Raw genomic sequence first — 24,373 nt, forward strand, 5'->3', positions numbered from 1 at the left:
CCCGGCGAACGGGATCACACGCTACACCGGATCAACGTGCCTGCAGACGAGGCGTAGGGTCACCTCGCCAAGGGGCAGCGGCCTGCTTCCGGCAATGGGCGCGCCCCGGAGGCAGGCTCACACGTCGCGGCGCCGCACGACGAGCACAGCGAGTGCGACCGCGATCAGCGGCCAGAGCGCGTACACGATCCAGGAGCCGGAGACCGTGGCGGTGTAGGCCAGGGATCCGGGGTCCGGCTCCCAGTTCTGGACCAGGCGCTTCCACGCGGCCGACACCAGCGCGTGGTTGATGTCCGCCGACCAGCGATCGCGCTCCGAGAACATCGTGGGCAGCATCAGCAGGGTGAACACGCTGGTGACCATGGTCCCGGCGGTGTGCCGGAGCAGAACGCCGAGGCCCAGTCCGACCAGCGCGCACACCGGAGCCAGCAACGCGGACGCCGCCATCGCCCGGAACACCCCGGCGTGGGTGATCGGAACACCGGCGTGGCGCCCGTACAGGATGGCCTGGGAGACCAGGAACGAACCGAGGGAGACGGCCGTGCCGACCGCGGTCCACAGCGCGGCGGTGACGGCCGCCTTGGCCAGCACGATGGAGCCGCGGGCGGGGACGGCCACGGTGGTGGTGCGGATCAGGCCGCTGCTGTACTCGCTCACGACGGTGAGGGCGCCGGCACTGCCGGCGACGAGTATCAGTGTCCAGTAGCCGGCCGGCGGGTAGGCGTCGTAGGGCAGAAAGTCGGCGGGTCCGGAGCCCGCGGCGTGGTCCGCCAGCGTGGCCACGGCGGAGGATCCGATGACGAACAGGACGGTGAGCGCGATCGTCCACGGGGTGGAGCGCAGGGACCGCGTCTTGATCCACTCGGAGGCGAGCAGGTCGCGGAAGCGTGCGGGCGGCCCGGTGACGCGGGTGGTGGGGGAGACGGAGGCGAGTGTGGTCATCGGGGTCGTCCTGCCAGATACTCGGTGCTGTCGGCGGTCAGTTCCATGAAGGCCGCCTCCAGTGAGGCGGTGCGGGTGGTCAGTTCGTTCAGCTGGATTCCGTTCTCGAAGGCGAGCGCCCCGACCCGGTCCGCCGGCAGCCCGGCCACGGCGAGCCTCTCCGCGCCGGCCGATCCCTCCAGGGCCACCGAGGCGCCCGCCGCCGTCAGCACGGCTGCGAGCTCCGCGTGCCGCGGTGTCCCCACCACAACGCTGATACGAGTGCTACGGGCCGCGAAGTCCCGTACCGACTCGGCGGCGATGAGGCGGCCTCGGCCGATGACGACCAGTTGGTCGGCGGTGTTCTCCATCTCCGACATCAGGTGGCTGGAGAGGAAGACCGTGCGCCCCTCGGCGGCCAGGCGCCGGAACAGCCGGCGTACCCAGAGCACGCCTTCGGGATCCATGCCGTTGATCGGCTCGTCGAACATGAGCACGGGCGGATCGCCGAGCAGGGTGGCGGCGATTCCCAGCCGCTGCTTCATGCCGAGGGAGAATCCGCCGATGCGGCGGGTCGCCACCTCGGCCAGTCCCACCTCCTGCAGCACCTCGTCCACCCGGCGCCGCGGTATGCCGTTGCTCCGGGCCAGGGCGGACAGGTGGGCCGCGGCGCTGCGCCCGCCGTGGACCTGGCCGGCGTCGAGGAGGGCGCCGACGTGCCGCAGCCCGCGCGGATGGCGGTGGAAAGGGACGCCGCCGACGGTGGCGGCACCGGCGGTGGGCGCGTCCAGGCCGAGGATCATCCGCAGCGTCGTGGACTTGCCGGCCCCATTGGGGCCGAGGAAGCCGGTGACCAGGCCCGGCCGCACGGTGAAGGACAGATGGTCGACGGCCGTCCTGCCGCCGTAGCGCTTCGTGAGTTCGCTGACTTCGATCACGGCACCACAGTGCCGGGAGGAACCCGTCCGGGCATGGGGCCGTGGGCGGCAATCACGTGGACGGGTTGGCCCGTGAGCGTACGTCCACGGGCGGATGCCGCGCGGACGCCTGCCGGTTAGTCTCACGGGGTGAACCCCATGACGATCAGTTGGTCGCCTTCGTGCTGTGCTCACTGCGGCCGTGTCTACAAGAGGGCGCACCACCGATGACGAGGACGAAGGCCGTGGCCTGGGCGGGGGGTGCCTCCTACCTCCTTGTGGTGGGTCTGCTGGTGGGGGGTGCGCCGCGGGCGTCGGGCACGGTCCACGGTGTCGGGGCGCTGCTGGCCGCGAGCCTGCTCACCGGTGTGCTGAGACGAACGCCGCTGCTGGCTCTGGCCATGACGCTCTTCGGCTCCACCGCCGTGGTGGTGGGGCCGCCCGGCTCCGCCCGTACGAGCCTGGCGGTGTCGTATCCGGGCCAGTTCCTCTCCTACCTGGCGATGGACCTCGTCCTGAGCATCGTCGTCGCCACCCACACCCGGCGGGTCTCGGTCGTCGCCGTGGCCGTATCCCTCACCGTGCAACTCCTGCTGATCGGCGGATTCGCGCACGGGGACAGCCTGACGGTCAGCAGCGTGATCGCCCTCCTGGCCATGGCCGCGTCGTGCATGGCCGGTCTGCTCAGCCGTGAGCGCCGCGAGTACGCGTCGGCGCTGCGGTCACAGGAAGTGGCCCAGGCCGTGACCGCCGAACGGCTGCGGATCGCACGCGAGTTGCACGACATGATCGCCCACAGCATCGGTGTGATCGCCATCCAGGCCGGTGTGGGCAGCCGGGTCATCCAGACGCAGCCCGCCGAGGCCCGCGAGGCACTCCGGGCGATCGAGGCGACCAGCAGACAGACGCTGGCGGGCCTTCGGCGCACGCTGGTGGCGCTCCGTCAGACCGATCGGGACGCCCCGGTCTCCGGGCAGGCACCTCGCGCGCCCTCTCCTGGGCTGGCGGACATCGAAGGGCTGATCACCGCGACCGCGGGCGCGGGCGTACTCGTCGACGTGCGCTTCAGCGGGGATCAGCGGCCCCTGCCGGCCGACATCGACCTGTCCGCGTACCGGATCGTGCAGGAGGCGCTGACCAACGTGGTCCGTCACGCGGGCACCGGACATTGCCGGGTGGCCATCGACTACGGGGACGAGGAACTGTCCGTGGACATAGTCGACGACGGGCGCGGCGCCCCCGAGAACGGCGCGGCCCACGGCTTCGGCATCATCGGCATGCGGGAGCGGGTCGCCCTGCTGCACGGCCACCTCCGCGTCGGACCGCGTCCCGAAGGAGGCTTCCGGGTGGCGGCCCGGCTGCCGCTGCCCCAGCCCGTCGCCGTACCTACGGAGGCCCGATGACCGTGCGAGTCGTGCTCGCCGACGACCAGCCGTTGGTACGGTCCGGTCTGCGCGTGCTCATGGCCGATCACCCTGACCTGCAGGTCGTCGGTGAGGCCGCCACCGGTGCCGAGGCGGTCCAACTGGTCACGGATGTCGCCCCCGACGTCGTGGTCATGGACATCAGGATGCCCGGCATGGACGGGATCGAGGCCACGCGCCTGATCACGGCCGGTCCGGCGACGACGCGTGTCCTCGTCCTGACCACCTTCGACGAGGACGACCATGTCTACGGCGCGCTCCGGGCGGGCGCGAGCGGATTCGTGGTCAAGGACATGGCGCTGGACGACATCCTCGCGGCGATCCGTGTGGTCGCCGCCGGCGACGCACTGATCGCTCCGCGTGTGACGCGTCGTCTGATCGCGGACTTCGCCGGGCGCCCCGAGGCTGCGCCGGAGCGCTCCTCGCGGCAGGTCGAGGGCATCACCGAGCGGGAACGGGAAGTGCTGACCCTGGTTGGTCGAGGCCGGACGAACAGCGAGATCGCGGAGGATCTCTTCATCACGGTGGCCACCGCCAAATCGCACGTGTCACGACTGCTCACCAAACTGGGAGCCCGAGACCGTGTCCAGCTCGTGATCACCGCCTACGAGATGGGGCTCGTCACGCCGCCTCGCTGACCGAGGCCCGGACCCAACGGCGAACCCGGCGGCTGTGGGCGCGGGTCCCACGCCGCGACTCCCGCGAGGGCTACGCCGCCGAGCGGGTCATCCTGCGGATGGCAACCCGTGGGCCGATGCCCACCCGGATGATCAACCGGTGGGCGGATGATGCCCGAGGGGAGTGCGTGACAGCGTTCCGTCCGTGCTCACGGACCGCCGGATGAGGCTTCCGTGAGGCATCCGAGGATCAGGAACACCCCTGGGAGGGTCCATGACCACCACGCCGTTCACAAGCCGCGACCGGATGACACGCCGCAGCATGCTGGGTGCTGTGCTCGCTGCCGGAGCCGCCGTGCCGCTCGCCGCCGCGGCCCCCGCCTGGGCCGCCCCGGCCCCGGCCACCGAGGGCGGCGCGCCGGTCCCTACCGGCTCGGCCCCGGCGCAGCTCACGTTGCCGGAGCCCACCGGACCGCACCCGGTGGGCACGGTGGAGCTGCACCTCGTCGACGCCTCCCGCCCCGACCTCGATGCCGGCCCCGGCCACTACCGCCAGCTGATGGCGAGCGTCTGGTACCCCGCCCGTGGCGACGCAGATCGGTACGCCCGCGTGCCGTGGATGCCCGCCGACGCGCTGCGGGCGTTGCTCGCCTCCACCGACTTCCCGCCCGACATCGCTCTGGCGCCGCTCACGGCCGGCCACGAGGGCGCCCCGGCGCACCGCACGGGCCGGGGCCTGCCGGTGGTCGTGTACTCGCACGGCGCGGGCAGCCACCGCTCCGACCACACCGTCATCGTGCAGGAGCTCGCCAGCCACGGCTACGTCGTGGTGACGGTGGACCACATCAACGACGCGTACAGCCAGTTGCCCGACGGCCAGGTCGTCACCCCGATCAGGGACGACCAGCACACGATGTACGCGGTGGACTACGCAACGGACATCCGTTTCGTCCTCGACTGCGTCGAGCAGATCGCCGCCGGGCACAACCCCGACGCCGGGCGTCGCCCGCTGCCGGACGGGTTGTGCCAGGCCCTCGACACGTCGCGCATCGGCATGTTCGGCTGGTCGAAGGGCGGCACGGCCACTGCCTGCGTCATGCTGACGGACAGGCGTGTGGGGGCCGGGCTGAGCCTGGACGGACCGATGCAGCCCGGGCCGCAGCCCACCATCACCACCGACCTGGACCGGCCGTTCATGCTGATGACCGCCAAGTTCGCCCGTCCCCAGGACCCGAACGTGGCCGTGTTCTGGTCCCACCTCAAGGGCTGGCGGCTCGACGTCCAGGCCGAGGGTGCGACCCACCACTCCTACGGCGACACCCAGGTGCTCATGCCACAGATGGCGAAGCCGGCCGGTATGAGTGACGAACAGCTGAAGGCCTGGATCGGCAACCTCGACCCGGCCAGGGCCGTGAAGATCCAGCAGGCCTACCCGCTCGCCTTCTTCGACCAGCACCTGCGCCACCGCCGGGGCCACCTGCTCGACGGGCCGTCCCGGGCCTTCCCCGAGGTGCGGTACCTGCCGTAGTGGCAGCCTGCGGGCCGGCGGCGCTACGGGGGTGTGCAGCCGGTCCGTACGGGGCCGCGGGCGAAGGGGCATCGTGTCAGAGTAGTCGCCGGTACGCACCGGATCGGTAACTTGACGGAGGGTCGGCATGGGGGCTCTGCACACGGCGTTTCTGCTCGGCACGGGTGTCTTCTGGGCGGCCGCCTACGCGCTGATCATCCGCGCGGGGCTGCGGGAGCGGACCTTCGGGATGCCGGTCGTGGCGTTCGCGACCAACATGAGCTGGGAGTTCATGTTCGCGTTCGTGCGACCGCAGGCGGGAGTCATGCAGGTGGTCAACATCGTGTGGTTCTGCTTCGACCTCGCCATCGCCTACACCGTCGTCCGCTTCGGCAGGGCCGAATTCCCCTATCTGCCCGAGCGGTTGTTCCTGCCGGCGCTGGTCGCCGTGCTGCTGCTCGCCTACCTGGGCATGAACTTCGCCTCCGAGCAGTTCGACCGCGGTGAGGGAGCCATCACCGCGTTCGGCAGCAACGTGGCGATGTCGGCCATGTTCCTGGGGATGCTCGCCGCCCGCCGGGGCCTGCGCGGTCAGTCCCTCGGCATCGCGCTGACCAAGCTCGTCGGCACCGCCTGCGCCTCTCTGACCCTGCTCACCGACCCCGACGCGGTGCCGCGCCACGAGACCGCGCTGATGCACTACTTCTACGTGGCCTGCCTCGTCCTGGACGTGGCCTACGCCTACGCGGTGTACGCGGTACGTCGACACGACGCGCAACGTCGGCACGCCGACGAGGCCGGCCGCGCGGGCACCGGCACGACCCTCGGAGCTGGACTCCCCGTACACGGTCTGGACGGGTAGTCTCGACAGCACCGCCGAGTGAAGGAGTCCCCGATGGCCGACGAACTCTCCCCGGAGTCGGAGCGGGACGCGATCCTCGCCGCGCTGGGCCCGGTCGTCGACGGGCTGGTGGCGACCTTCGGGCCGGTGTGCGAGGTGGTCCTGCACGACTACCGGCGCCCGGAGAAGTCGGTGGTCGCCCTCGCCGGGGAGGTGACCGGGCGCACGGTGGGCGGGGCGATGAGCGAGATCGGCATGCGCATGGTCGCCCGCGGCGACACGGCGGCCGACGAGCTGAACTACCTGACCCGGACACCGGCCGGGAAGCTCGTGAAGTCCTCGACGATGCCGCTCAGGGACTCCGGCGGTGCGGTGTTCGGCGCGCTCTGCGTCAACCTCGACGTCACCGCGCTGAGCCAGACGCACACCCTGCTGGGTTCCCTCGCCGGGACCGGCACGGACACCGCGGAGCCGCCGACCACCGCCTTCGGCGACGACATCGACGCGGTGGTCGACGCCATCGTCGACGCGCACCAGCTGCGGCAGAACGCGAGCTGGTCGCAGCTCGACCGGGCGCAGCGCCTGGAGCTGTTCCGCGGCCTCGACGAACGGGGTGTGTTCGCGGTGCGCCGGGCGGTCGAACAGGTCGCCGGGCGGCTCGGGATCTCCCGCGCGTCCGCGTACAGCTATCTCGCCCAGGCCAGGTCCGCCGCGTCCGAGGGCGACGGGAACTGACCGCACGGCCGCGGTCACCGGAACGGACCTCATGGCCCGGGTCACCCGAATGGCGGTGCCGGGTTGCCGGGCCGACGATGGAGTGGTACGGCCAGGTCGCCGTGGGTGGAGCCGGTGCCGTCGTGGCCGCCGGGCGGCGACGCGCAGGCCCGGCCGCGGTGAGTCGCCGGAAGGGAGAACACCGTCATGACCATGTTGGAAGTGAAGACGGTCGAGAAGCCCGACGAGCGCCGCGACTTCCCCCGGGGCCACCTCGAAGTCGTGCACCTGACGGGGCTCGACTTCGCCGTGGGCACCTTCGAACCGGGCTGGCGCTGGTCGGAGTCCGTGGGCCCGATCGCGGGCACCGACACCTGCCAGGTCCACCACAACGGCTACGTGGTGCAGGGACGGATGCACCTCAGGATGGAAGGCGAAGGCGGGGAGTCGGAGGTCGGTCCCGGCGACGTCTTCGTCTGCCCGCCCGGCCACGACGCCTGGGTGGTCGGTGACGAACCGTGCGTCGTGTACGACTTCGCCGGGCAGATGGCCCAGGAGTACGCGAAGGCTTGAGCGGACGCAGGGGACGCGGGTGGTCTCACACCGGTAGCAGCCGCCCGATCAGGGCGCTGAGCTGCCGGGCCGTGCGGCACTCGTGCATCTCGGCCAGTTCCGCGTAGGCGGGCGCGGCAGAGTCGCCCGTGCCCCACTGGGGGCGTGGTTCGGGGTTCAGCCAGTACAGACGGCGGGCCCGTCCGGCGATGTGGCGGACGGCGGCCAGGTTGGGGTCGCTCATGTTGGTCCGGGCGTCACCGAGAACGAACACGGTGGTGCGCGGGCCGACCGCGTCGCCGTACCGCTCCGCGAACTCGCCGAGCGCCACCCCGTAGTCACTGCTGCCGTGCCAGCCGGTGAGCACGGCCTCCGCGCGGATGCGGGCCCCGAGGCCCTCCGGGTCGGCCGCGCCGTGCTCCAGCAGCCCGGTCACCTCGTCGAGCCGGTTGACGAAGGCGAACGCCCGCACCTTGCTGAACTGGTCGTGCAGCGCCTGCACCAGCAGCATCGTGAAGTCCGAGAAACCCGACACCGAGCCCGACACATCGCACAGCAGCACCAGCTCCGGCCGGACCGGGCGGCGCCGGCGCAGCACCGGCCGCATCGGCACGCCACCCGTCGACAGCGAGCCGCGCAGGGTCCGGCGCAGGTCGATCGTGCCGCGCGCGGCCCTGCGGCGACGCGCGGCCAGCCGGGTGGCCAGCTTGCGGGCGAGCGGCGCGACGGTCCTGCGCAGCTCGGCCAGCTGGTCCCGGCCCGCGTAGAGGAAGTCCACCCGGTCGGCGGTCGGCGCCACCGCCCGCCGGGCGATCAGCTCCCGGCCGCGCCGCTCGGCGACCCGGCGCCGCGCCTCGGCCGCGACGAGGGCGCGGAAGGCGTCGATACGGCGGCGGATCTCGTCGTCCAGCAACCGGTCGGCGAAGCCCGCCCGCCCGTCCCGCTCACGGACGCCCGCCCGCACCCGGGCCAGCAGGGTCTGCGGGCGCAGCCGGTCGAGGGTCTGGTACGCCGACCAGCCGTCCGACTCCGGTGAACTCCCGTACCCGCCCAGCGCGTCCACGGCCTCGGCCGCCAGCCGGGCCATGGCCGCGCGGTCGTCGGCGGCGAGCGCGTCCGCGAGCCTCTCGCGCAGGTCGTCGCGGTCGGCGGGCTCCGCCGTGCCGGGTCCGCCGACACCGCGCGGGAAGTACAGGTCGAAGACCGGGTCGAACACCGCCCGCTGCCCCGTGCCGTGCAGCAGCGTCGCGGCCAGCCCCTCGCGGAGCAGTTCCCGGTCCGTGAGGCCGAGCGCCTCCACCGCGCGGGCCGCGTCCACGGTCTCCCCGGTGCCGATCCGTACCCCGTGCGTGCGCAGGGTCGCCACCAGGCCGGTCAGCCGGTCCGCCACCCCCGCGGGGGTGCTCACAGGGCGTCCAGGTCGAGCTTGGCGGCGGCCTTCAGGATGTCGTCCTGGTGTTTGAGGACCACGCCCAGACTCTCCCGGACCATGGTCTCGTCCAGCGTCCCGGCACCCAGGGCCAGCAGCGTGCGCGCCCAGTCGATGGTCTCCGCCACCGAGGGCACCTTGCGCAGGTCCATCGCACGCAGCGCGCCGATCACCCGCACCACCGACTCGGCCAGCGCCTCGTCGAGCCCCGGCACCTTCAGCCGTACGATGCGCCGCTCCAGCTCCTCCTCGGGGAAGCCGATGTGCAGGAACAGGCAGCGGCGGCGCAGTGCCTCGGACAGCTCACGGCTGGCGTTGGAGGTGAGCACGACGAAGGGACGCCGGGTCGCCGTGACCGTGCCCAGCTCCGGCACGGTCACCTGGAAGTCGCTGAGCACCTCCAGCAGCAGCCCCTCCACCTCGACGTCGGCCTTGTCGGTCTCGTCGATCAGCAGCACCTTGGGCTCGTCGCCGCGGATGGCCGTCAGCAGCGGACGGGGTAGCAGGAACTCCTCGCTGAAGATGTCCGTGCGTGCCTCGTCCCAGGTCTCGTCGCGGCCCGCGCTGATGCGCAGCAGCTGCTTGGCGTGGTTCCACTCGTACAGCGCCCGCGACTCGTCGACGCCCTCGTAGCACTGCAACCGCACCAGCCGCGCGCCCGCCACCTGCGCGACGGCCTTCGCCAGCTCGGTCTTGCCGACCCCGGCCGGCCCCTCGACCAGCAGGGGCTTGCCCAGCCGGTCGGCGAGGAAGACGGTCGTGGCGACGGCGGGGGAGGCGAGGTAGCCGGTCTCGGCGAGACGGGCGGAGACGTCGTCGACGGATGTGAACAACGGGGCCTCCGGGTGCGGTCGGGTGTCGCGGGTCCAGGTGGCTATCTAAGCGCTTGTTCAGCGCCACTGTCACGTGGTTCCGACGCGATCGACCCAAGGCCCCGGGTCACTGGCCGACCAGCACGACCTCCAGCGTCCGTGGCCCGTGCACGCCCTCCACCCGGTCCAGTTCGATGTCGCTGGTCGCCGACGGGCCGGAGATCCACGTCAACGGGCGGGCGGGGTCGAGGCGTTCGAGGGCCTCGGGGACGGAGGAGACGACCTGCTCGGGCACCCGGACGACGCAGATGTGGTGGTCCGGGATCAGGGTGATGCGGCGGCGGCCCTGGTCGGGGGCGCCGTCCAGGACGATCGTGCCGGTCTCGGCGACGGCGACCGCGCAGCCGGTGACCACGCTGTCGACCCGGTCCAGCTCGTTCGGTGTGCTCTCGGCGCGGTCCGCGACCCGCTCCACGTCGGTGCCCTCCAGCCAGTGCGCGTCGACTCCCGGCGGGACCAGCACGGTCCTCGAGCCCCGCTCGGTGAGCAGCCGGCCGATCGTGGCGGTCAGGTCACCGGCCGTGCAGCGGTGCACGACCGCCCGGTAGTCGGCCAGGTTCTCGGCCAGCAGGTCCACGGTCTCCGGCACGCTCCGGCCGCCGTGCTCGCGCAGATACTCTCGCACGACGGCCTGCTCGTACGGCCTGTCGTCCGGCGTGACGTCGGCGAGTGCGCGACGCACCCGCCCCAGGATCCGGTCCCTGCTGCTCACTTCGCCCCGTCCTTTCCACCGTGCGTACGCTGCCACCAGTCGCGGAACGGCTCCGCCGGTACGGCCGGCAGGTCCCGCGTCCCGCTCCACGCCCGGCCCGGGCCGGGCAGCGTACGGGGCTGCAGGCGGCGGGTGCGGGAGGCGAGCCGCTGCCCGGCCCGCAGAGCCGCGGGGTGGGCGAACGCCCAGCGGGCCGCGCGCATCGCCGCCCGCTCTGCGGCATGCCCCTTGGCGGGCTTGAGCACGACCTTGTTGCCCGCCCGGGTCGCAGTGCCGCCCTGCACGACCCGTTCCCGCAGGTGCACCAGCACCTCGGGGATGTCGATGGCCACCGGGCACACCTCGTAGCAGGCGCCGCACAGCGAGGACGCGTACGGCAGGGAGGCGTCGATCTCGCTTGCCGTGCCCCTCAGTTGGGGGCTGAGGATCGCGCCGATCGGGCCGGGATAGACCGAGCCGTAGGCGTGGCCGCCCGCTCGCTCGTACACGGGGCAGACGTTGAGGCAGGCGGAGCAGCGGATGCAGCGCAGCGCCTGACGGCCGACCTCGTCGGCGAGGGTGTCGGTGCGACCGTTGTCGAGGAGGACCAGGTGGAAGGCGCGCGGCCCGTCGCCGTCGGTCGTCCCCGTCCACGTGCTGGTGTACGGGTTCATGCGCTCGGCCGTCGACGAGCGGGGCAGCGTCTGCAGGAACACCTCCAGGTCGCGCCAGGTCGGCACGATCTTCTCGATGCCCGCCACCGAGATCAGCGTCTCCGGCAGGGTCAGGCACATCCGGCCGTTGCCCTCGGACTCGACGACCACGAGCGTGCCGGTCTCGGCGACCATGAAGTTGGCACCGGAGATGCCGACCTTCGCGCGCAGGAACTTCTCCCGCAGGTGCAGCCGGGCCGCCTCCGCGAGTTCGGCCGGTGTGTCGGTCAGGCCCTCCGGGGCCGGGCGGCCCCACTCGCTCATCTCGGAGCGGAAGATGTCCCGGATCTCGCCCCGGTTGCGGTGGATGGCCGGCACCAGGATGTGCGAGGGCCGGTCCTTGCCCAACTGCACGATCAGCTCGGCCAGATCGGTCTCGTAGGCGCGGATGCCCTCCGCTTCGAGTGCCTCGTTGAGCCCGATCTCCTGTGTGGCCATCGACTTGACCTTGACGACCTCCGACTCGCCGGTGGCCTTGACGAGTTCGGCGACGATCCGGTTGGCCTCGTCGGCGTCGGCGGCCCAGTGGACGATGCCGCCCGCCGCCGTGACCGACTCCTCCAACTGGACGAGGTAACGGTCCAGATGACGGAGCGTATGGTCCTTGATCCGCTTCCCGGCCTCCCGCAGCGCCGCCCAGTCGGACACCTCCGCCACGGCCTTGGCCCGCTTGGCGCGGATGGTGTGGGTGGCGTGCCGGAGGTTGCCGCGCAGGGTCCCGTTGCCGACCGCCTCCCGCGCGGCCTCGGGAAAGGCAGGCATTCCCAGATACGTCCCGCTCATACGGCCGGCTCCTCCTCCGTGCTCGCCAGGATCTCCGCGATGTGCACCGGCCGCATGCCCGCCTTCAGCCGGGTCATGGTCCCGCCGATGTGCATCAGGCAGGAGTTGTCGGCCGCGCACAGCACCTCGGCTCCCGTGGACTCGGCGCTCCGCACCTTGTCCGCGCCCATCGCCGCCGACACGTCGGAGTTCTTCAGGGCGAACGTCCCGCCGAAGCCGCAGCACTCGTCGGCCCCCGGCAACTCCACCAGTTCGAGACCCTTCACGGCCCGGAGCAGCCGCCGCGGCCGGTCCCCGAGACCCAGCCCACGCAGTCCGTGGCAGGTCGGGTGGTACGTCACCTTGTGCGGGTAGTACGCCCCGACGTCCGTCACCCCCAGCACGTCCACCAGGAACTCGGTCAGCTCGTACGTCTTCGGCACCACCGGCGCCAGCACGGACGCGAGCGCGTCCCCGCGTCCCTCGGCGCGCGCCCGCTCGCCCATGCGTGGATACAGCTCCCGCACCATCGCCCCGCAGGACCCGGAGGGCGTCACGATCGCCTCGTATCCCCCGAAGACATCGGAGAAATGCCGGGCGAGCGGTTCGGCCTCATGGCGATAGCCGGTGTTGTAGTGCGCCTGCCCGCAGCAGGTCTGCGCCATCGGGAAGTCGACCTCGACACCCAGCCTGGTCAGCAGCTTCACCACCGCACGGCCGGTGTCCGGATAGAGCGTGTCGTTGACACAGGTCAGGAACAGGGCGACACGCATCGCAGCTCCTCGAAGTCGGTCATCGGACGAGTGCAGAGTAGTGGGCGGACGGAGCCTGGGGGAGACCCCGGCTCACCGCTTGGCGAGCCGGGCCTCCGCGTCGCGCCAGCGGACGGTGTCGCCGCGCGGTTCGTAACGGGTCAGCGGCTGGGTCGCGACCAGGAGCCGCCGGGCGTCGGCCAGGTCCCCGACGAGCCCGTGCGCCCGAGCCTGCACCAGGACGTTGCCGAGGGCCGCCGCCTCGGTCGGGCCGGCCACCACGGGCAGCCCGCAGGCGTCGGCGGTGAGCTGGCACAGCAGCGCGTTGCGGGTGCCGCCGCCGACGACATGGACGACGTCGACGGGGTGGCCGGCGAGCCGCTGGGCGTCCTCGACCGCCCGGCGGTGGGCGAGCGCGAGCGAGTCGAGGATGCACCGGGTGAGCTCGGCCGGGTTCGCCGGCACCGGTTGCCCCGACACCCGGCAGGCCTCGGCGATCCGCTGCGGCATCCGGCCGGGCGCCAGGAACGCGGCGTCGCCCGCGTCCACGACCGAGCGCAGCGCCGGCACCAGGGACGCCTCGCGCAGCAGCGGCCCGAGGTCGGGATCTCCCCATGCGCGTACGCACTCCTGCAGCAGCCACAGTCCCATGATGTTGCGCAGATAGCGGACCGTGCCGTCCAGCCCCAGCTCATTGGTGAAGTTGGCGGCCCGGCTCTCCTCACTGAGCACCGGACTCGTCAGTTCCAGCCCGGCCAGGGACCAGGTGCCGGTGCAGATGTACGCGAAGCGCTCACCGTTCGCGGGTACGGCGGCCACCGCCGAGGCGGTGTCGTGCGAGCCGACCGTCGTCACCGGCACGGGCCCGGTCAGCCCCGTCTCCTCCAGCACCTCCGGCCGCAGCAGCCCGGCCGGATCGCCCGGCCGCCGCAGCGGCGCGAACAGCATCAGGTCGACACCCAGCCGGGCGGCCACGTCGTACGACCAGTCGCGGGTGCGCGGATCGATGAGCTGGGTGGTGGAGGCGTTGGTGAGCTCGGTGCCCTGCTCACCGGTCAGCCAGTACGTCAGCAGGTCGGGGATCAGCAGCAGGCGCCGTGCCTGGGCGAACTGGGCCGTGGAGCGGGCCGCCGTGAGCTGGTACAGGGTGTTGAACGGGGCGTACTGCAGCCCCGTCGCCGCGTACAGTTCGGCGGCGGGCACCGTCGCCCACACCTTCTCCGCGACCCCCTCGGTGCGGGTGTCGCGGTAATGCACCGGGTTGCCCAGCAGGGCGCCGTCGGCGTCCAGCAGGCCGTGGTCGACGGCCCAGCCGTCGATGCCGACGGAGTCCACCTGCCCGGCCGCCCGCAGCCCGTCCAGGACGCCCGAGTACAGCGCGAGCACGTCCCAGCGCAGCCCTTCCGGAACCCGCACGGGCCGGTTGGGGAAGCGGTGCGCCTCGCTCAGCTCCAGCGAGTCGGATCCGACGCGGCCGGTCATGACGCGCCCACTGGACGCGCCGAGGTCGACCGCGGCGTACGACCTCAGGGCGGCGCTCATCGCAGGAAGGCGGCCGCCACGCCCGCGTCGACCGGGATGTGCAGCCCGGTGGTGTGGGTGAGGTCACCGCCGGTCAGCGCGAACACCGCGTTCGCCACGTGCTCCGGCAGCACCTCCCGCTTGAGGATGGTCCGCTGCGCGTAGAACTCGCCCAGCTTCTCCTCCTCCACCCCGTACACGGCGGCCCGCTTGGCCCCCCAGCCACCGGCGAAGATCCCGGAGCCACGTACCACCCCGTCCGGGTTGATCCCGTTGACCCGGATCCCGTGCTCGCCCAGCTCGGCGGCCAGCAGCCGCACCTGGTGGGCCTGGTCGGCCTTGGTGGCGGAGTAGGCGATGTTGTTGGGTCCGGCGAAGACGGCGTTCTTGGAGGCGATGTACACGATGTCACCGCCGAGCGCCTGGGCGATCATCACCCGGGCCGCCTCCCGCGACACCAGGAACGAACCACGGGCCATGATGTCGTGCTGGAGGTCCCAGTCCCTCGCGGTGGTCTCCAGCAGGGGCTTGGAGACGGAGATGCCGGCGTTGTTCACCACCAGGTCCACGCCGCCGAAGGCCAGCACCGCCGCCTTGAAGGCCTCGGCGATCTGCTCCTCGGAGGTGACGTCCACGGTGACGGCGACGGCCTTGTCCGGCCCGCCCAGCTCCTCGGCGACGGCCTGCGCGTTCTCGGAGTTGAGGTCCGCGACGACGACACACGCCCCCTCGGCCACCAGCCGGTGGGCGATCGCCTTCCCGATGCCGCTGCCGGCGCCGGTGACCAGGGCGATGCGCGTCGCCAGCGGCTTCGGCTTCGGCATCCGCCGGAGCTTGGCCTCCTCCAGCGCCCAGTACTCGATGCGGAACTTCTCCGACTCCTCGATCGGCGCGTACGTCGACACCGCCTCGGCGCCCCGCATCACGTTGATCGCGTTGACGTAGAACTCGCCGGCCACCCGCGCGGTCTGCTTGTCCTTGCCGAAGGAGAACATGCCCACGCCGGGGACGAGCACGATCGCCGGGTCGGCGCCGCGCATCGCGGGGGAGTCGGGCTCGGCGTGCCGCCCGTAGTAGGCGGCGTACTCCACGCGGTACTCGGTGTGCAGCTCCTTCAGCCGGGCGATCGCCTCCTCGAGCGGGGCAGCAGGCGGCAGGTCCAGGACGAGCGGGCGGACCTTGGTGCGCAGGAAGTGGTCCGGACAGGAGGTGCCGAGGGCCGCCAGCCGCGGGTGCTCGGCCCGGGCCAGGAAGTCGAGGACGACGTCGGAGTCGGTGAAGTGCCCGACCTGCGCCCTGTCCTGGGAGGCGATCGCCCGTACGTACGGCGCGAGAGCCGCCGCCCGCTCCCGCCGCTCGCCCTCGGGCAGCGCCTCGTATCCCTCCAGGGCGGGCCCGAAGGGTTCGGACTTCCCGCGCTCGGCGAGGAACGTCTCCGCGGTGCGGATGATGTGGAGGCTGTTCCTCTCGCACTCCTCGCTGGTGTCGCCCCACGCGGTGATCCCGTGCCCGCCGAGGACGCACCCGATCGCCTGCGGATTGGCCCGCTTGATCGCGGCGATGTCCAGCCCGAGCTGGAAGCCCGGCCGCCGCCAAGGCACCCACACCACCGTGTCGCCGAAGCACTCGGCGGTCAGCTTCTCCCCGTCCGCCGCACAGGCCAGCGCGATCCCCGAGTCGGGGTGCAGGTGGTCCACGTGCGGCGCGTCCACCAGCCCGTGCATCGCGGTGTCGATGGAGGGGGCCGCCCCGCCCTTGCCGTGCAGGCAGTAGTCGAACGCGGCGACCATCTCGTCCTCCCGCTCGACCCCCGGGTAGACGTCGACGAGCGCCCGCAACCGGTCGAGGCGCAGCACCGCAAGTCCCGCCTCGGTGAGCGTGCCAAGGTCCCCACCGGACCCCTTCACCCACATCAGCTCGACGTCCCCACCGGTCACGGGGTCGGTGTCGGTACCTTTCGCGGACGCGTTGCCGCCGGCGTAGTTGGTGTTACGGGGATCGGCGCCGAGCCGGTGGGAGCGGGAGAGGAGGGCGGCGGCTTCGGGGTGGGGTGACATGGAGATCCCTTACTTCTTGAACCGACGTGAGTGAAAGCATTTAGGGGCGCGGGGCTGTGCCGATGTGCGGCTCCGCCGCGCGGGCCCGACCAGCCACAGCCGGCCCGCAGCCCGCGACGAACAGAACCCGGCAGACGCCTACGCACCCCACCCGGCCTGCTGACCGCCCACCCGCTCGGCAACGATCCTCTCGCCCCACCCGGACCGGGCGTACGCACCGATCGGATCGGGGTCCAACCCCATCTCCTCCCGCACCTCACGAAGCAACGGCCGCACATCCGTGTTGTACGCGTCCATCAGCACGGCGTTCGCCCCGAGAACATCACCGGCCCGCTGAGCGCCGGCCAGTGCGGCACGGTCGACCTGCAGAGCCTTCGCCGTAGCCTCCTGCACGTTCATCACCGACCGGATGATCGCCGGGATCTTCGCCTCGATGTTGTGGCACTGGTCCAGCATGAACGCCACCTCGGAGGTGAACCCGCCCCCGCGCACGACCTCGTACATGATCCGGAACAACTGGAAGGGGTCCGCGGCCCCCACCATCAGGTCGTCGTCGGCGTAGAACCGCGAGTTGAAGTCGAACCCGCCGAGCTTCCCCTCCCGCAGCAACGTGGCGACGATGAACTCGATGTTGGTTCCCGGAGCGTGATGCCCGGTGTCCACCACGACCTGCGCCTTCGGCCCGAGCTTCAGGCAGTGCGCGTACGCCGTGCCCCAGTCCGGCACGTCCGTCGTGTAGAAGGCCGGCTCGAAGAACTTGTACTCGAGCAGCATCCGCTGCCCGTCCCCCAGCCGCTCGTACACCTCGGCGAGGCCCTCGGCCAGTCGGTCCTGCCGCTCCCGCACGTCGTCCTGACCGGGGTAGTTCGTGCCGTCCGCGAACCACAGCTTCAGGTCCGTGGAACCCGTCGCGTCCATGATGTCGACGCACTCCAGCAGGTGGTCGACGGCCTTGCGCCGCACCGCCGCGTCGGGGTGGCAGATGCTGCCCAGCTTGTAGTCGTCGTCCTGGAAGGTGTTGGAGTTGATGGCGCCGAGCCTCACCCCGCGCTCCTCGGCGTGCTTCGCCAGGGCGGCGTAATCGTCCACCTTGTCCCAGGGGATGTGCAGCGCCACGGTCGGGGCGACCCCCGTGAAGGCGTGCACCTGCGCCGCGTCGTCCAGCTTCTCCTGCGGTGTGCGGGGCACGCCCGCCTGGGCGAACACCTTGAAACGGGTCCCCGAGTTCCCGTACGCCCACGACGGCGTCTCGACTGCCTGGGTCTTCAGCGCGGCTTTCACCGCGGCGAGGTCGGTCACTTCGGGCTCCTGTGACATCGGGCCGGAGAGGCCTCTGGGTGAAACGATTCAGGACGGGAAGCTATGGCGCTCCCGAGGGTGTGTCAAGCCCTCTGTCCAGGCCTGTTTTCCGTGACCCGGGCGTGACCTTCGGCTATCGAAATCTTTTCGAGCGCTACCCATTGACGTGACATGTCCGGGGTGCCTAACGTCCCGGCAATCCAGTTGAAACCTTTCACGACGCCCTGAGGCCCGACCCGCCGGCGTCGTCGAGGAGCCACCCATGACCCAGCCGTCCGACACGGGCCCGGCACCGGTGCTGGCGCTGAAGGACATCGCCAAGTCCTTCGGCGCCGTACGCGCCCTGCGCGGCGTCTCCCTGGAGCTGTTCCCCGGCGAGGTGCACGCCCTCGCCGGGGAGAACGGCGCGGGCAAGTCGACGCTGATCAAGACCCTCGCCGGAGTGCACCGGCCGGATGCCGGCCAGGTGCTGCTCGACGGCGTGCCCGTGGTCTTCCACGGGCCCGGCGACGCCCGCGACGCCGGTATCGCCGTCATCTACCAGGAGCCCACGCTCTTCCCGGACCTGTCGATCGCCGAGAACATCTTCATGGGCCGCCGGCCCCGCCGCGCGCTCGGCCGTATCGACCACAAGGCCACCCATGCCGCGACCCTGGCCCTGATGCGCCGGCTCGGCGTCGACCTCGACCCCGACCGGCCCGCCCGCGGTCTGTCCATCGCGGACCAGCAGATCGTCGAGATCGCCAAGGCGCTCTCCTTCGACGCCCGGGTCCTGATCATGGACGAACCCACCGCCGCCCTGACCGGCAGCGAGGTCGCCCGTCTCTTCGGCGTCGTGCGCACCCTGCGCGAACAGGGCGCCGCGGTGCTGTTCATCTCGCACCGGCTGGAGGAGATCTTCGAGATCTGCCAGCGGGTGACCACCCTGCGCGACGGCGCCTGGATCGCCAGTGAGCCGCTGGCCGGCATGACCGAGGAGGACCTGGTCCGCCGTATGGTCGGCCGCGACCTGGACGAGCTGTACCCGAAGCAGGCCGTCGAGCCGGGCGAAGTCGCCCTGAGAGTGCGGCGGCTGACCCGCGAGGGTGTTTTCACGGATGTCTCGTTCGAGGTGCGGCACGGTGAGATCGTCGGCCTCGCCGGTCTCGTCGGCGCCGGACGCACCGAGGTCGCCCGGGCGGTCTTCGGCATCGACCGCTGGGACGCGGGCGAGGTGGAGGTCGAGGGGCGGAAGCTCCCCAACGGCGCCCCGTCCACCGCGATGGCCGCGGGGCTCGCCCTGGTACCGGAGGACCGGCGCGCCCAAGGCCTGGTGATGGACATGTCCATCGAGCGCAACATCGGTCTGACCGGGCTGCGCACCACCGTGAAGGCGGGGCTCGTCGACCGCGGCGCCGAGCGAAGCCGCAGCCTCGACTGGGCGGTCAAGCTCCACGTCAAGTACGCGCGGATCGCCGACGCCGTCTCCACGCTGTCCGGCGGCAACCAGCAGAAGGTAGTCCTCGCCAAGTGGCTGGCCACCGGCCCGAGGGTGCTGATCGTCGACGAGCCCACCCGGGGCATCGACGTCGGCACCAAGGCCGAGGTGCACCGGCTGCTGTCCGAACTGGCCGCCGACGGGGTGGCCGTCCTGATGATCTCCTCCGACCTGCCGGAGATCCTCGGCATGACCGACCGCGTGCTCGTGATGCACGAGGGCCGCCTCACCGCCGAGATCCCGCGCTCCGAAGCCACCGAGGAAACGGTGATGGCCGCAGCCACCGGGAGGGCAGCCGCATGACGGTGACCACTCCGCACGAGACCCCCGTCGCCGACGTGCCGGGGTCCAGCGGCGCACGGCTCGTCGACCGCGTCTTCAAGATGCGCGAACTCGCCATCCTGGTCGTCTTCCTGGTGATGATCGTCGTCACCCAGCTGGGCAACAGCGAGTTCCTCTCCGAGCAGGGCGTCAAGGACCTGCTGCTGAACGCCACCATCCTGGTGCTGGTCGCCACCGGCCAGTCGCTGGTGGTCATCACCCGCAACGTCGACCTCTCGGTCGGCTCCACCCTCGGCATCTGTGCCTTCGCCGCCGGCACCTACCTGCACGGCGGGGGCGACCCGGCCGTGGCGATCGTGCTGGCGGTCCTGCTCGGGGTGGGCTTCGGCCTGCTGAACGGCCTGCTCGTCAGCCTCGGTCAGGTGCCCGCCCTCGTCGTCACCCTCGGCACGCTGTACATCATCCGCGGCATCGACTCCATCTGGGTCGGCTCCCGGCAGATCACGGCGTCCGATCTGCCCGGCGGCTTCGTGGACTTCGGCTCCGGCGGCCTCGGGGCGGTGCCGTGGCTGGCGCTGATCGCCCTCGCCGTCCTGGTCACCACCGCCTACTACCTCAAGCACTACGGCAGCGGCCGCGAGCTGTACGCGCTCGGCTCCAACCCGGAGGCCGCCCGCCTCGCCGGCATCCCCGTCCGCAAGCGGATCCTCGTCGCGTACACCTTCTGCGGCGGCCTCGCCGGCCTCGCGGGCGCCATGTACCTGGCCCGGTTCGGCAACGTGGACTCCAGCACCGGAAACGGATACGAACTCACCGTCGTCAGCGCGGTGGTGGTCGGCGGCGTCGTCTTCACGGGCGGCTCCGGCAGCGTCTACGGCGCCGCGCTCGGCGCGCTGCTGCTGACCTCCATCAACAGCGTGCTGCCCGCCCTCGGCGTCAGCTCCGTCTGGGTGCTGGCCATCAACGGCGTCCTGCTGCTGCTCGCCATCGCCGTGGACCGGGTCGTCGCCCTGCGGGTGGCGTCCGCCCTGAAGAAGAAGTCGGCCTCCGTGAAGGCGGCCCCGAAGAAGGGGGACACCCGCCATGCCTGAGTCCCTGTCCCGAGCCGTCCGCTGGGACACGGTGGTCGGCGCCCTGCTGATCGTGCTGCTCCTGCTGTCCTTCTCCTTCGTCGACGGCTTCGGCAACGCCCTCAACCTGTCGTTCCTGATCGGCAACACCCTCCCCATCGCGCTGGTCGCCCTGCCGATGACCCTGCTCGTGGTGGCCGGCGAGATCGACCTGTCGGTGGCCTCCACGGCCGGCCTGTCCGGCGCGGTGATGGGCAAGCTGTGGAACGAGGGGCTGGCGATCGAGCAGATCATCCCGCTGTGCCTGCTGCTCGGCGTGGTGTGCGGCCTTGTGAACGGCCTGCTGGTGACCCGGCTCGGACTGCCGTCCCTCGCCGTCACCATCGGCACCCTCGCCGCCTACCGGGGCATCGCGCAGATCGTCCTCGGCTCCGACGCGGTGACCGACTTCCCCAGCCAGTACCTGGACTTCGCCGCCGGACGGCTCGGCAACTCCTTCCTGCCGCAGGCCTTCCTGCCCTTCCTGGTGCTCCTCGCGATCGCCGTCGTCGTGCTGCACGCCACCCCGTTCGGGCGGTCGCTGTTCGCGATCGGCGCCAGCGAGGAGGCCGCCCGGTTCGCCGGGCTCCGCGTCAAGCGGGCCAAGCTCCTGCTGTTCGTCGCCACCGGCCTCATGGCCTCTCTCACCGGTGTCTTCTGGGCCCTGCACTACGCCAGCGCCCGCTACGACAACGCCACCGGCCTCGAACTGTCCGTGGTGGCCGCCGTGTTGCTCGGCGGAATCGACTTCGACGGCGGCAAGGGCACGCTCGGCGGCGCGATCGCCGGTGTGTTCCTGCTGGGCGCTCTGCAGAACGCGATGAGCCTGCTCAACGTCTCCGCCCAGTCGCAGATCGTCGTCACCGGCGTCCTGCTCGTCGTCTCCGTGCTCGGCCCACGGGTCGCACGTCAGATCTCCGTCGCGCGGGCCGGCCGCCGGGCTCCCTCCACGCCGGTCACCAAGGCTCCCCCCGCGCCTGCCGCATGACCCCTTCCCTCGCTCACCCCTCGTAAAGGAAAACCGCCATGCGCAAGTCGTCGATCCGCCGTGCCTGCGCGGCCCTCGCCACGGCCGCCTCCCTCGCCCTCGCCGTCACCGCCTGCGGCGGCACCACCAAGAACGACGTCAAGAGCGAGGACAACTCGAACGCGACGGCCGGCAAGGCCGACCCGAACGCGGCCACCAAGAAGGGCCTGACAGTCGGCTTCCTGCCCAAGCAGGTCAACAACCCCTACTTCACCTCCGCAGACAAGGGCGGCGAGAAGGCGCTCACCGAACTGGGCTCCAAGTACAAGGAGGTCGGCCCCTCCAGCGCCACCGACACCTCCGGCCAGGTGTCCTACGTCAACACCCTCACCCAGCAGCAGGTCGACGCGATGGCCGTGTCCGCGCAGGACCCCGGCGCCCTGTGCACCGCGCTCAAGACGGCCATGAAGAACGGCATCAAGGTCGTCACCTACGACTCCGACACCACTCCCGGCTGCCGCAACGCCTTCGTCTCCCAGGCCAGCGCCGAGGACCTCGGCCGCACCGAGGTGCAACTGCTCGCCCAGCAGATCGGCTACAAGGGCCAGATCGCGATCCTGTCCGCCGCGCAGACGGCGACCAACCAGAACACCTGGATCGGCTACATGAAGGAGGAGCTGAAGGACCCGAAGTACAAGAACGTCAAGCTGGTCAAGATCGCGTACGGCAACGACGACGCCCAGCAGTCCTTCCAGCAGACCCAGGGCCTGCTCCAGCAGTACCCGAACCTGAAGGGGATCATCTCCCCGACCACCGTCGGCATCAAGGCGGCCGCCCAGTACCTGTCGGGCTCCAAGTACAAGGGCAAAGTCAAGCTGACCGGCCTCGGCACGCCCAACGACATGCGCAAGTACGTCAAGAACGGCACCGTCGACGCCTTCGAGCTGTGGGACCCGGCCAAGCTCGGTGACCTGGCCGCCCGTACCGCCGTCGCCCTGGCCTCCGGGCAGATCACCGGGAAGGAGGGCGAAACCTTCAAGGCCGGCTCCACCACATACACCATCGGCAAGGACGGTGTGATCAACCTGGGCAAGCCGACCGTATTCGACGCCAAGAACATCGACCAGTTCAACTTCTGATGCGACAAGGGGTGTTGATGCAGCGCGTGTGCTTCCTGCTCAAGGTCCGGGCGGACCGCCTCGACGAGTACCGCGAGCGGCACGCGGCCGTGTGGCCGGAGATGCTCGAGGCTCTGAGAGCCACCGGCTGGCACAACTACTCGCTCTTCCTGCGTGAGGACGGCCTGCTGGTCGGCTACCTGGAGACCGAGGACTTCGCCGCCGCCCAGGCCGGCATGGAGGCCACCGACGTCAACGCCCGCTGGCAGGCGGAGATGGCGCCGTTCTTCGAGTCGCTGGACGGCGCCCGACCCGACGAAGCGATGAAACCGCTCACCGAAGTGTTCCACCTCGCCTGACCGCTCACCGGAGCCGCACCATGAGAAGACGTACCGTGCTCGGGTCCGCCATGCTGGCCGCCATGGCAACACCGGGCATCGCACGGGCCGCATCCCCCGGCCCCTCCGTCACCAAGCAGGGCACCACCCGACTCGACGCCCAGGCCGTCTACTTCGTCTCCTACGACGGCCTGGTCAACAACAACTCGTTCCAGAAGAACGGCCTGTTCACCTACAAGGGCCATCAGTACGCCGCCTGGTACACCGCCACCCGCAACGCGGTCGTCGCCCGCAGGGTCCTGGGCGGCGCCACCTGGTCCACCGTGACGCTCTCCCACCAGCTGGGGAGCGACGACTCGCACAACGTGATCTCCATGGGCGTCTCCAGGACCGACGGACGGCTGCACCTCAACATGGACTCGCACAGCGACGGCTTCTTCTACGTGAAGTCGGTGGCCGGACTCCTGGACAACCCGGGGTCCACCGCCTGGACGTCGTCCGTCTTCGGCTCCGTGCAGACCACGCTGGACGGGCTCGCGCTCACCGCGCAGTTCACGTACCCGCAGTTCGTGTCGACCCCCGAGGGCAGGCTGCAGCTGAGCTACCGCGCCGGCATCTCCGGCAACGGACGCAACGCGCTCGCCGAATACGACGGCGCGGCCTGGACGGCGCTGGGGGAGTGGAGCAGCTCCACCGGCACCTACACCAGCTCGCACGGCTCCAGCACCGCCCGCAACATGTACCTGCACGGCATCGACTACGACGGGAAGGGGCGCCTGCACTCCTTCTTCACCTGGCGGGAGCAGAACGCGGCCGTGATGTGCGACAGCGGCGGCATCACCAACCACGACACCGGCTATGTGTACTCCACCGACCGGGGCCGCACCTGGCGCAACGACGCGGGCACGGTCGTCGGAACGACCGGCACCTCCGACATGGTGGCGGTCACCGACGGCGGCCTGGTCGTCGACCCGCTGAACCCGGACCACTCCCTGATGAACCAGGAGAGCCAGACCACCGACTCCACCGGCCTGCCGCACGCGATCATCTCCTACGTCCCCGGCCGCTTCGGCCAGTGCACCACCGACTACGTCGCCGACCGCACCGCGCACGGCCGTGCCTTCCACCTGCGCAAGAACTCCTCCGGCGGCTGGCAGAAGACCGAGATCCCGGTCCCGCTGAACTCCAGCCAGCGCACCAAGCTGGTCCTGGACCGGTACGACAACGCCTACGCCGTCTTCCCCTACGGCCGGATCGCGGGCTCCTCCAAGGCCTCCGGGTACACCGACTGGTCGCTGCTGTACGACGGCAGCGACCTGAACGCCTTCGGTGAGGTCGTGATCGACGAGCTGCGGGTCAAGGCCGACAACGTGCTGTCCTTCATGTACCAGGAGAAGTCGAGCGGTACGACCCCCTCGGCGCTGCACGTCGTCGATTTCGCCCTGCCCGCCTGACCCCGTCGGGTGTGCGGCGGGATGAACGGTAATGTGAGG

The 24,373-nt window shown here is 71.1% G+C and carries 22 protein-coding genes; 12 read left to right on the forward strand and 10 right to left on the reverse strand.

The genetic code is table 11. The features are described 5' to 3' along the window. Positions 1-117: 117 nt before the first annotated feature. Positions 118-942: an ABC transporter permease gene (locus tag ACFYZQ_RS05545; RefSeq protein ID WP_389141955.1), complete on the reverse strand. Its 825-nt coding sequence runs from the start codon at positions 940-942 to the stop codon at positions 118-120. Next, a complete protein-coding gene (locus ACFYZQ_RS05550; RefSeq protein WP_389141957.1) occupies positions 939-1,859 on the reverse strand; it encodes an ATP-binding cassette domain-containing protein in 921 nt (306 codons plus the stop codon). The genes ACFYZQ_RS05545 and ACFYZQ_RS05550 overlap by 4 nt, the downstream gene beginning before the upstream one ends. A gap of 206 nt (positions 1,860-2,065) precedes the next feature. On the opposite strand from ACFYZQ_RS05550, the gene ACFYZQ_RS05555 reads away from it, so the two are divergent. From ACFYZQ_RS05555 to ACFYZQ_RS05580, 6 genes are all read left to right on the forward strand, one after another. Further along, positions 2,066-3,241 carry a sensor histidine kinase gene (locus ACFYZQ_RS05555; protein WP_389141959.1) on the forward strand — a complete coding sequence of 392 codons (1,176 nt, stop codon included), beginning with the start codon at positions 2,066-2,068 and terminating at the stop codon, positions 3,239-3,241. Continuing rightward, positions 3,238-3,900, forward strand: coding sequence for a response regulator (locus ACFYZQ_RS05560; protein ID WP_389141961.1), 663 nt, complete (start codon positions 3,238-3,240; stop codon positions 3,898-3,900). Before ACFYZQ_RS05555 ends, ACFYZQ_RS05560 begins: the two co-directional genes overlap by 4 nt. 253 nt (positions 3,901-4,153) lie before the next feature. Beyond that, entirely contained in the window at positions 4,154-5,407 is a 1,254-nt protein-coding gene (locus ACFYZQ_RS05565) for an alpha/beta hydrolase family protein (RefSeq protein ID WP_389141963.1), read from the forward strand. Between the two features lie 127 nt (positions 5,408-5,534). Next, on the forward strand, positions 5,535-6,248 hold the full coding sequence (locus tag ACFYZQ_RS05570) for a hypothetical protein (RefSeq protein ID WP_389141965.1): 714 nt from the start codon (positions 5,535-5,537) through the stop codon (positions 6,246-6,248). A gap of 33 nt (positions 6,249-6,281) precedes the next feature. Further along, positions 6,282-6,962: a transcriptional regulator gene (locus tag ACFYZQ_RS05575; protein ID WP_389141967.1), complete on the forward strand. Its 681-nt coding sequence runs from the start codon at positions 6,282-6,284 to the stop codon at positions 6,960-6,962. A gap of 192 nt (positions 6,963-7,154) precedes the next feature. Further along, the gene (locus tag ACFYZQ_RS05580) at positions 7,155-7,514 is read left to right on the forward strand and encodes a cupin domain-containing protein (protein ID WP_389143187.1); all 360 of its coding nucleotides are present in this window, start codon (positions 7,155-7,157) and stop codon (positions 7,512-7,514) included. A 25-nt stretch (positions 7,515-7,539) separates the two neighbouring features. Here ACFYZQ_RS05580 and ACFYZQ_RS05585 read toward each other — a convergent pair whose 3' ends face one another. The 8 genes from ACFYZQ_RS05585 to rhaI form a co-directional block, all read right to left on the reverse strand. Continuing rightward, positions 7,540-8,901 (reverse strand): VWA domain-containing protein, encoded by a 1,362-nt coding sequence (locus ACFYZQ_RS05585; RefSeq protein WP_389141969.1) that lies wholly within the window; start codon positions 8,899-8,901, stop codon positions 7,540-7,542. Further along, positions 8,898-9,755, reverse strand: coding sequence for an AAA family ATPase (locus ACFYZQ_RS05590; RefSeq protein ID WP_389141971.1), 858 nt, complete (start codon positions 9,753-9,755; stop codon positions 8,898-8,900). Before ACFYZQ_RS05590 ends, ACFYZQ_RS05585 begins: the two co-directional genes overlap by 4 nt. A gap of 106 nt (positions 9,756-9,861) precedes the next feature. Next, the gene (locus ACFYZQ_RS05595; RefSeq protein ID WP_389141973.1) at positions 9,862-10,506 is read right to left on the reverse strand and encodes a lactate utilization protein C; all 645 of its coding nucleotides are present in this window, start codon (positions 10,504-10,506) and stop codon (positions 9,862-9,864) included. Beyond that, entirely contained in the window at positions 10,503-11,981 is a 1,479-nt protein-coding gene (locus tag ACFYZQ_RS05600; protein WP_389141975.1) for a LutB/LldF family L-lactate oxidation iron-sulfur protein, read from the reverse strand. The genes ACFYZQ_RS05595 and ACFYZQ_RS05600 overlap by 4 nt, the downstream gene beginning before the upstream one ends. Further along, a complete protein-coding gene (locus ACFYZQ_RS05605) occupies positions 11,978-12,733 on the reverse strand; it encodes a (Fe-S)-binding protein (protein ID WP_389141977.1) in 756 nt (251 codons plus the stop codon). Before ACFYZQ_RS05605 ends, ACFYZQ_RS05600 begins: the two co-directional genes overlap by 4 nt. A 72-nt stretch (positions 12,734-12,805) precedes the next feature. Then, positions 12,806-14,254 carry a rhamnulokinase family protein gene (locus ACFYZQ_RS05610; RefSeq protein ID WP_389141979.1) on the reverse strand — a complete coding sequence of 483 codons (1,449 nt, stop codon included), beginning with the start codon at positions 14,252-14,254 and terminating at the stop codon, positions 12,806-12,808. After that, on the reverse strand, positions 14,251-16,290 hold the full coding sequence (locus tag ACFYZQ_RS05615) for a bifunctional aldolase/short-chain dehydrogenase (RefSeq protein ID WP_389141981.1): 2,040 nt from the start codon (positions 16,288-16,290) through the stop codon (positions 14,251-14,253). The genes ACFYZQ_RS05610 and ACFYZQ_RS05615 overlap by 4 nt, the downstream gene beginning before the upstream one ends. Before the next feature lie 138 nt (positions 16,291-16,428). Continuing rightward, complete coding sequence (gene rhaI, locus ACFYZQ_RS05620) at positions 16,429-17,589, reverse strand: L-rhamnose isomerase (protein ID WP_389141983.1); 1,161 nt, start codon at positions 17,587-17,589, stop codon at positions 16,429-16,431. A gap of 262 nt (positions 17,590-17,851) precedes the next feature. Between rhaI and ACFYZQ_RS05625 the strand changes: the two genes are divergently transcribed. Genes ACFYZQ_RS05625 through ACFYZQ_RS05650 form a run of 6 tightly spaced genes read left to right on the forward strand, consistent with a single transcriptional unit; the run spans position 17,852 to position 24,334 of the window. Further along, positions 17,852-19,369: a sugar ABC transporter ATP-binding protein gene (locus ACFYZQ_RS05625; protein ID WP_389141985.1), complete on the forward strand. Its 1,518-nt coding sequence runs from the start codon at positions 17,852-17,854 to the stop codon at positions 19,367-19,369. Next, positions 19,366-20,439, forward strand: coding sequence for an ABC transporter permease (locus tag ACFYZQ_RS05630; RefSeq protein WP_389141987.1), 1,074 nt, complete (start codon positions 19,366-19,368; stop codon positions 20,437-20,439). Before ACFYZQ_RS05625 ends, ACFYZQ_RS05630 begins: the two co-directional genes overlap by 4 nt. Further along, positions 20,432-21,445: an ABC transporter permease gene (locus ACFYZQ_RS05635; protein WP_389141989.1), complete on the forward strand. Its 1,014-nt coding sequence runs from the start codon at positions 20,432-20,434 to the stop codon at positions 21,443-21,445. The genes ACFYZQ_RS05630 and ACFYZQ_RS05635 overlap by 8 nt, the downstream gene beginning before the upstream one ends. A 38-nt stretch (positions 21,446-21,483) precedes the next feature. Further along, entirely contained in the window at positions 21,484-22,563 is a 1,080-nt protein-coding gene (rhaS, locus tag ACFYZQ_RS05640) for a rhamnose ABC transporter substrate-binding protein (RefSeq protein WP_389141991.1), read from the forward strand. A gap of 17 nt (positions 22,564-22,580) precedes the next feature. Further along, entirely contained in the window at positions 22,581-22,901 is a 321-nt protein-coding gene (locus ACFYZQ_RS05645; RefSeq protein ID WP_389141993.1) for an L-rhamnose mutarotase, read from the forward strand. 20 nt (positions 22,902-22,921) lie between these two features. Next, positions 22,922-24,334 carry a BNR repeat-containing protein gene (locus ACFYZQ_RS05650; protein WP_389141995.1) on the forward strand — a complete coding sequence of 471 codons (1,413 nt, stop codon included), beginning with the start codon at positions 22,922-22,924 and terminating at the stop codon, positions 24,332-24,334. Positions 24,335-24,373 lie beyond the last annotated feature (39 nt).

This window comes from Streptomyces sp. NPDC001843, from assembly GCF_042891955.1.
In the GTDB taxonomy this organism is placed as follows: domain Bacteria; phylum Actinomycetota; class Actinomycetes; order Streptomycetales; family Streptomycetaceae; genus Streptomyces.

What these genes read in the sequence shown, in the direction of transcription:
- ACFYZQ_RS05630 (WP_389141987.1), top strand. Translation starts at nt 19,366, where the DNA reads ATGACGGTGACCACTCCGCACGAGACCCCCGTCGCCGACGTGCCGGGG.
- ACFYZQ_RS05570 (WP_389141965.1), top strand. Translation starts at nt 5,535, where the DNA reads ATGGGGGCTCTGCACACGGCGTTTCTGCTCGGCACGGGTGTCTTCTGG.
- ACFYZQ_RS05650 (WP_389141995.1), top strand. Translation starts at nt 22,922, where the DNA reads ATGAGAAGACGTACCGTGCTCGGGTCCGCCATGCTGGCCGCCATGGCA.
- ACFYZQ_RS05635 (WP_389141989.1), top strand. Translation starts at nt 20,432, where the DNA reads ATGCCTGAGTCCCTGTCCCGAGCCGTCCGCTGGGACACGGTGGTCGGC.
- ACFYZQ_RS05575 (WP_389141967.1), top strand. Translation starts at nt 6,282, where the DNA reads ATGGCCGACGAACTCTCCCCGGAGTCGGAGCGGGACGCGATCCTCGCC.
- ACFYZQ_RS05560 (WP_389141961.1), top strand. Translation starts at nt 3,238, where the DNA reads ATGACCGTGCGAGTCGTGCTCGCCGACGACCAGCCGTTGGTACGGTCC.
- ACFYZQ_RS05615 (WP_389141981.1), bottom strand. Translation starts at nt 16,290, where the DNA reads ATGTCACCCCACCCCGAAGCCGCCGCCCTCCTCTCCCGCTCCCACCGG.
- ACFYZQ_RS05545 (WP_389141955.1), bottom strand. Translation starts at nt 942, where the DNA reads ATGACCACACTCGCCTCCGTCTCCCCCACCACCCGCGTCACCGGGCCG.
- ACFYZQ_RS05610 (WP_389141979.1), bottom strand. Translation starts at nt 14,254, where the DNA reads ATGAGCGCCGCCCTGAGGTCGTACGCCGCGGTCGACCTCGGCGCGTCC.
- ACFYZQ_RS05625 (WP_389141985.1), top strand. Translation starts at nt 17,852, where the DNA reads ATGACCCAGCCGTCCGACACGGGCCCGGCACCGGTGCTGGCGCTGAAG.
- ACFYZQ_RS05565 (WP_389141963.1), top strand. Translation starts at nt 4,154, where the DNA reads ATGACCACCACGCCGTTCACAAGCCGCGACCGGATGACACGCCGCAGC.
- ACFYZQ_RS05600 (WP_389141975.1), bottom strand. Translation starts at nt 11,981, where the DNA reads ATGAGCGGGACGTATCTGGGAATGCCTGCCTTTCCCGAGGCCGCGCGG.
- ACFYZQ_RS05580 (WP_389143187.1), top strand. Translation starts at nt 7,155, where the DNA reads ATGTTGGAAGTGAAGACGGTCGAGAAGCCCGACGAGCGCCGCGACTTC.
- rhaS (WP_389141991.1), top strand. Translation starts at nt 21,484, where the DNA reads ATGCGCAAGTCGTCGATCCGCCGTGCCTGCGCGGCCCTCGCCACGGCC.
- ACFYZQ_RS05605 (WP_389141977.1), bottom strand. Translation starts at nt 12,733, where the DNA reads ATGCGTGTCGCCCTGTTCCTGACCTGTGTCAACGACACGCTCTATCCG.
- ACFYZQ_RS05645 (WP_389141993.1), top strand. Translation starts at nt 22,581, where the DNA reads ATGCAGCGCGTGTGCTTCCTGCTCAAGGTCCGGGCGGACCGCCTCGAC.
- ACFYZQ_RS05555 (WP_389141959.1), top strand. Translation starts at nt 2,066, where the DNA reads ATGACGAGGACGAAGGCCGTGGCCTGGGCGGGGGGTGCCTCCTACCTC.